Below are 6,699 nucleotides of genomic sequence, written 5' to 3' on the forward strand. Positions count from 1 at the left end.
TGGCGTGAAGGTCAGTTTTTCAGGTACCATTTTGGAAGCGGCTGTTGGTGTTGGTTTCTTGGGTAAGGTCTTGAAACCTTAACACTTTCAGCCGCTTTCTTTTATGCCCTGTGAGAAATCCGGGTTAAGGTTGTGGTCAAGGAAAATCCTGATTTTAACAGCCTGATGTACTTTGATCAGTTCACCATGTTTACCGGCGCATTGAGGTACATTAACTCTAAAGGTCTCCAGTACGTTCTGGAAAATTCCAATGCCGATGTGAATTTCAAACCTACTCACGGCTATTCGGCGCTTTACCTTGCCTATGAACGAGGTGAATGCGGAGTCGATTGCGTCGAGATTCTTCTTGATCACTGTGCGGATCCCTCGCTCCCAGTCGGTTGGGATGAAGGTACCTTTACCGAGTATGTGACCCGGAAAAATGATCAACAAGTTTTACGCCTGATCGAAGAGCAGGAATGCTAACGGCTAAATTCTCCGTTCGTCACGCCAGCGTTGCTCAGCAAAGACTCAGAATAGCCGGCAGCGGGTCAAACTCTCAGGGTGACGCAACGTGTTTTGCCTCTCCGCGGCTCTTGGCCGGCATGGCTTGTATTCGCCTCGGCCTCTTACCGAAACGCTGGCGGAACATCCATGACTAAATACTTGACCACATTGCCGATCACGATCTGTCGATTATCGTCGGTGACAGCCAGCGCATTCAAAGTGCTGGTTTTCGCCTTGAGGATCTCAGACTGCCCCGTTTTCAAATTGAACAATTCAACGAAGTGGTCTTCGTCGCCATCCCAGGTTTTAAGTTGACCAGCCAATGCCACCGCGCCGGTATTCCGGTTCAGGACTCTGGCGTTCATTACTCGTGTAAGCTGTGGCGACTTGGACTGGATAAGAGAAAGATCAGACGTTGAGAAGCGCTTTACTCCCTCCAACTCGGTAATCACCAGAAGCTCGTCACCATGATCGGAAAAGGCCATTGCCTGAATGTGGTTTCGACGATCGCTTTTCGCAGTTTTAAGCATTAAATCCAGGCCCCGGAAGCGCCCGGATTCCAACACTTTCCACAAACAGATACGCCCCATAGACGACCCCGCAGCAAGAATTCCTTTTTCCTGGTTCAGGGCAATGGCAGTAGCTGCCCCCTCACAACGCATCTCCGCCGAATGAAAATGCCTGCGCTCAACATCATAGATTTTTACGATTCCGCGCTGAAGAACAAAGAGAACGTCTCCGGCCTCCGACCAGATGACCGGGCCATTCACCTTTTCCAGAGTCGCTTCCGTCTCTCCCGTCCTACGGTTCCAAAGCACCGTTTCGCCGGCAGACGAGGCGACAAGATCCCCATCTGGGCTGACGGAGACATAATTGACTCGGCGGTTGTGGCCGTGAATGAACGTCGCCCTGCCATCTCTTGCCGTACTCGCCACATGGCCGGACTCAAATCCCGTCAGAACCTCACCAATCGCGGCGTCGTATCGAAGCGCCGTAATATAGTCCCCATCCAGTTGGGCGGGTATTCGAAGCGTTTCCCAGCGGTCGGCATTTGCTCCTTCACCGAAACCAACTCGAATCAGAATTGCGGTAACCACCAGCCCCAACAATAAGGCGACAAGCACCACTTTTCTGAAAGATCCTTTCAATAAATCAGGCATTCATAGGCTCTTTGCCAGTTTATTTCTCAAATTTTCAACGACGGGCTTATCCGGACCCGCTACGGCGATATAGATAAAGGAAGTTTCCCCTTCCCGCTCTACGCATTTCAGCACGGCGCGATTGGAGCCCAAATTTCCGTAGGTATAGGTGCCGTTGCGCACGACCGAAGTAAATTCATACGCATTAAGAGCGGCCAGAGCACGCCCTGCGCAGACTTCGGCAGAGATTGGAAGCGATTTGTGATGAGACCAGAGGTGCGGTGGGAACGTCAGCTTCGATGATTTAGCCTGATCAGTAAAGTATCCAGAATTGTCTATCTTATCCCCTATTTCGACCAACCAGAACTGACCAACGAAATTGATAACGACGCCGATACAGATTGTCCCGAAAAGCACTCGACTCCGAGTTTGGTAACGATTAGCCAGTCCGAAGACAGCCACTGCCACGCCAAAATCGAAGAAGAACCCGACCAGTAACCCAACCGGATGAATACCGGAAATAGAAGGATCCACAGCTGCGTGAGACAGCCACACTGCCAGCAGCGATAAAACGCTATACATGAGGGCAGCGACAAACGGGCTCTGCGACTTTCGAAGATAGGCCAGGCACACGTAGAGCAGGACAAGCTTGACGATAAGCAACAGCAATTGATCTCTCCCTGATCAGTTGGCTGGCAGAAGTCAGCCTTTGCAAAGTGCGATAGTATACACCCGGGCTATTCAACCTCGCCGTATATCCAGAAAATCCAAAATCTGGCCCACTTTTTAGAGTTCTGGAAACTCTATGTCAGACGTCGAATACAGAACCCATTAGCCTGATTTTAATGGACTTGATCGGGCTCTCTGGAAAAGGACTTTCATGAGAAAACACTGGCTTCCCGTTTTGCTGTGCGTGATTGCTTTTGCAGCCGGATTCGACGCACTTAATCGCACTGCGTTGCTTTTTACGTCTCTGGATATTCCCGACAACTTGTCCACACAAACAGCCATCGTAAGCTCAATTGAGACGAAGCTTGAATGCGGTGGTACCGGTAAATCCCGCCTTTGCGGATATCAGACTTATCTGGTCAGCAACAGTGGGCAGAGCTACCGCGTCTTTATGAAGCCGCTCTTTGAAAAGGGGTTGGACCGTTTGTTCAGGGTGCCGGAAGGCTCAAAACTCTCGATGAGCCTGGCAGGTAATACGGTATATGCGTTTGAAGCCGTCAGCAACGACAATGGCGCAAGAGGCACTGCACGGCTTTCACTTTCAGAATTCAACCAGTGGCGTTCAGACAGCCTATTCAGCGCCGCCTCCTTTCTGATCTTTGACGGGCTGATTATCATTCTGTTCTGGCGCAGGGTTGCGTCAATGTCGCTTTCTGAAGCCAAAGCGCTGGTAAAGTTCACGCTGACGGCATTGGCCGCCACGATTGTTTTCCTCATTTTTCCGAGAAGTGATCTACCTCGCCCCGAAGAGCTGCACAAGCGGAAAATCACTTTCAGCCATGTGTCCCGAGAGCCCGAGTGTCCGGTCGCATGGCCAACACACCCCAGACTTACCTGCGATTACACCCCTTATCTGGTCTCAGAGCTCGGAGAACGATGGACGTTTGGACCGGGTTACAAACTAGCGGAGGCGTTCGTGTTTAGTACGCCACCGGGCACGACCCTGTATATGGAAACCTACCGCAACGCAGTCTACCGAATACAAAGACCCCTTTTATCGGCAAACCATGACCCCGAACAGAGAACCCGTGACTGCAACACCAAGCTCGTGCCCATTGAGGATGAAGGCCTGATTCATTGGACCTGCAAAGGTGAGCGCTATTTCCGCCCCGCCAATCATCAACGGGAAAAAAGCGCCTTTTATCAAATAGCAGCTCGAAACCTGGATACGCGAAACGAAGCGTTGAAAGACCGACGGATCACGCTGATGTCATACGGCGACGTCGAAGAGTTTCACCAAAGACGCCAGCAGTCCAGGAATTACCTTGCAGGAACCCTGTCGAAGTATGTCCTTTTCACCGCCGTCGCCATTGTATTAATCCGCACCTTTTGGCTTCGAAAACGAAAGAAACCATAGCTTCGGTACGGTAATACCGGCAACTTGTGTTTCGACCAGCTTGGTCTTGATTGCAGCTGGCTAATCGCCGCCCTACAGACCTCACACCTCATTCGCCTTACGATAAGGCCCCTGGTAATCAAAGATCCGCTCCTGCACCTGCCAATAGCGCTTTTGATTGCGGGCAATGACGAAATCCGGTGCCGACAACAAGGCTTGCATCTCAAGCACTTCATCTGCCCTGCTGAACGTTTTTGGCGCCTGACCGTTCGCAAAACGACGCCCGAACAGCTTGTTGAAGATATGGCGCTGGGGTGGCTTGCTAAAGTCGAACGACTCGCTGAGCTCTTCCCCATCTTCACCGTGATAGGTGATCTTCAGCTTGCTCTCGTTGTTACCGTCGGTGTTCCCACTGTGAACACTCAACGAGATCCCGGCGCAGCGGATCACCATAGCATCCTTGAGTTTCAGGGCATCGCGCAGCTGATCATCCGGGTCGATGATGGCGTTCTGGCACTGCTGGCATTTGCGGGCCGCGATGTCATTCTCGCCACCGCAGTGGGGACATTCCTTGAAGCGGAAACGGTAATCGCACTGTTGCGGACGGCGGTTCTGCGCGGTATCACTCTCATTTTCCTGAGGCTCCAGCAGCCCCTGACACCGACGACCGTAGTGTTCGATCACATGGCCTTCGCTGTCCGTCTTTCCCCAGAAGATATTGGCAAAGCCACAGCCCGGGCAGAACACCTGCACCGGCTCGCTGTCGGGGTTCGGTTTCGGCTCCCCCACCTCCGGGTGATGCAGGTTCACGTGGTTGCCCGCGTAATCGATCACCAGACAATCCTGCTTGCCCTCATCCAGACGCAGACCACGGCCCACGATCTGCTGATACAGGCTGACGGACTGGGTCGGGCGAAGGATGGCGATAAAGTCCACGTGGGGCGCATCAAAGCCCGTGGTCAGTACCGACACGTTCACCAGGTACTTCAACTGCCGTTGTTTGAAGCGCTGGATCAGCGACGCCCGTTCGGTCAGGTCGGTCGCGCCGGTCACCAGGGCGGTCTGGTGTTCCGGCAGGTAGCCGGTGATCTCCCGCGCATGATCGACCGTGGCTGCAAAGATCATCACCCCCTGGCGTGCCTCGGCCAGCTCCATCACCTGCTCGATGATGGCCCGGGTCACGCGCTGATGTTTGCTCAGCAACTGGTTGACGTCCTTCTCGGCGTATTCGCCAAAACGGTCCTGAGGCAGCGCGGAGAAATCGTATTGCGCCACCGCCGCGTTCACCAACTCGGGTTTGGTGAGATACCCCCGGTTGATCATGTAGCGCAACGGCAGTTCGTAGATGCAATGCTGAAAGGGCTTTTCCTGCTCTTCACCGCTGCCGCGGACAAAGCCCCGGTAGTGATAGCGATAGATCCAGCCCATGGCCAGACGATAGGGTGTGGCCGTCAGCCCGAGCACTTTGAGGGCGTCGTTCTGTTGCCGCAGCAGTTCGATGATCCGTTGATACTGACTGGTGTCATCCCCGCTGACCCGGTGGCACTCATCGATGATGATCAATGAATACTCATCCCGGAACTGATCCAGGTTCGCCGCCACCGACTGCACACTGGCAAAGGTCACCTGATGCCGGCTTTCCTTGCGCTTCAGCCCGGCCGAGAAGATGCCGCCCGTTAACCCATAGCTCTCGTATTTGGCGTGATTCTGCTCGACCAGCTCCTTGACGTGGGTCAGCACCAGAATCTTGCGTCGGGCGAGGCGGGCCAGCTCGGCAATGACCAGGCTCTTACCCGCTCCGGTCGGCAGCACAATGACGGCCGACTCATCGGACTGGCGGAAATGCCGCAACGTGGCGTCGACGGCTTCATGTTGGTAAGGACGCAGCTTGAAAGGAGCGTTCATGAATGGTTCAACTTAACCGCCCGTGCATGTCCTTAATAATGATGTGACGGATACTACGCAGAACTTTTTCCTGTATGCCCCAGTGCCTGCGAGCCATCTCGGGATCCGGCGACTGTGTCGCCAAATGGCTATATTCAGCTTCAATCTCTTCCAAAAGTCGATCTGCGCTGGGTAAAACAGCATCCAATTGCCGATCCAGCTCTCTTTCGACTGTTTTGCGGGCCAATCCTATGGCCTCGCCCGCATCCAATACGTCTTCTCGCGTTAATTGCGCAAATGTGCGGTGAGCAGTGCTGATTTGGAGTGCGAGCTCTGTATTTGGCCATCGAGCCCGGTCGTCGGCGATCGAGAGTGTGTCATAGACCGAGGAACTGCCAAAGGTCGTTCTCTTCCTTAAGGATACCCACCAAAAACGTGTTGAAGAAAACGTTGAGCTGTCTCATATACCGGACCTGCTGGCCGGCCCTTTCTCTTCGATGGCCGCCGCCTTCCGACCTTTTTCCTGTAGCTTGCGGTAGATGGGCATGGCCGATTCGGGCACATCAAACTCCATCCGAATGCCAAGTTCATCCAAGAGCCGGAGGAATCGACCAAATTGAATCGTCTCTTTTCCGCGTTCGGCGTCACTTACAAAGACATAACCAACACCCGCGGCCCCGGCCAAGTCATCCATCCGAACTCGTTCACTCTTACGGACGGCGCGGACAAGCATGCCAGCTTCTTTAACACTTGAGATGTTTACCTTCACAGCAGCCACCAAAAAATATTAGAACTGATATATTTTTCGGCTAAAGACGACCATTTGTCAATTTTATATGCGATCAGATATTTTAAAGGCTCGTGGAGATACGCCTACCTCAAAAAATATGGTTCATCGCAGATTAGCGTGAAAAAGAAAGGAAGACGGCGGTAAAACCGGTTAAGTTTTTGTTCGCCAAAACCAAAACAATAACCAACATACCGCCGTCATCATGCATGCTAATCCTCTTGCCTTATTCTGGGAAGGCTTCTCGGTTGCGTCTTTCACCCAGCTCGGTTCCCAGTCTCTTCAGATCAAACTCCAGCCCGCAGCTGATTACATCCCCTGCTGCAGTGGCTGCAACC

General features: G+C 53.0%; 6 protein-coding genes. 2 read left to right on the plus strand and 4 right to left on the minus strand.

Annotated features, from left to right (window positions below):
• Positions 1–132 precede the first annotated feature (132 nt).
• The gene (locus EB809_RS20630; RefSeq protein ID WP_123636745.1) at positions 133–465 is read left to right on the plus strand and encodes an ankyrin repeat domain-containing protein; all 333 of its coding nucleotides are present in this window, start codon (positions 133–135) and stop codon (positions 463–465) included.
• 143 nt (positions 466–608) lie between these two features.
• On the opposite strand, the gene EB809_RS20635 is transcribed toward EB809_RS20630, so the two are convergent.
• Together EB809_RS20635 and EB809_RS20640 are read right to left on the minus strand one after the other, a co-directional pair.
• A complete protein-coding gene (locus tag EB809_RS20635) occupies positions 609–1,646 on the minus strand; it encodes a WD40 repeat domain-containing protein (RefSeq protein ID WP_123636746.1) in 1,038 nt (345 codons plus the stop codon).
• A complete protein-coding gene (locus EB809_RS20640; RefSeq protein WP_123636747.1) occupies positions 1,647–2,294 on the minus strand; it encodes a hypothetical protein in 648 nt (215 codons plus the stop codon).
• A 211-nt stretch (positions 2,295–2,505) separates the two neighbouring features.
• Between EB809_RS20640 and EB809_RS20645 the strand changes: the two genes are divergently transcribed.
• A complete protein-coding gene (locus EB809_RS20645) occupies positions 2,506–3,711 on the plus strand; it encodes a hypothetical protein (RefSeq protein WP_123636748.1) in 1,206 nt (401 codons plus the stop codon).
• 81 nt (positions 3,712–3,792) lie between these two features.
• Here EB809_RS20645 and EB809_RS20650 read toward each other — a convergent pair whose 3' ends face one another.
• Positions 3,793–5,595: a DEAD/DEAH box helicase gene (locus tag EB809_RS20650; protein WP_123636749.1), complete on the minus strand. Its 1,803-nt coding sequence runs from the start codon at positions 5,593–5,595 to the stop codon at positions 3,793–3,795.
• Positions 5,596–6,034: 439 nt separating this feature from the next.
• Positions 6,035–6,343, minus strand: coding sequence for a transcriptional regulator (locus EB809_RS20655; protein ID WP_223808069.1), 309 nt, complete (start codon positions 6,341–6,343; stop codon positions 6,035–6,037).
• Positions 6,344–6,699 lie beyond the last annotated feature (356 nt).

Origin of the sequence: Marinobacter sp. R17 (assembly GCF_003789045.1) — a bacterium.
In the GTDB taxonomy this organism is placed as follows: Bacteria; Pseudomonadota; Gammaproteobacteria; order Pseudomonadales; family Oleiphilaceae; genus Marinobacter_A; species Marinobacter_A mangrovi.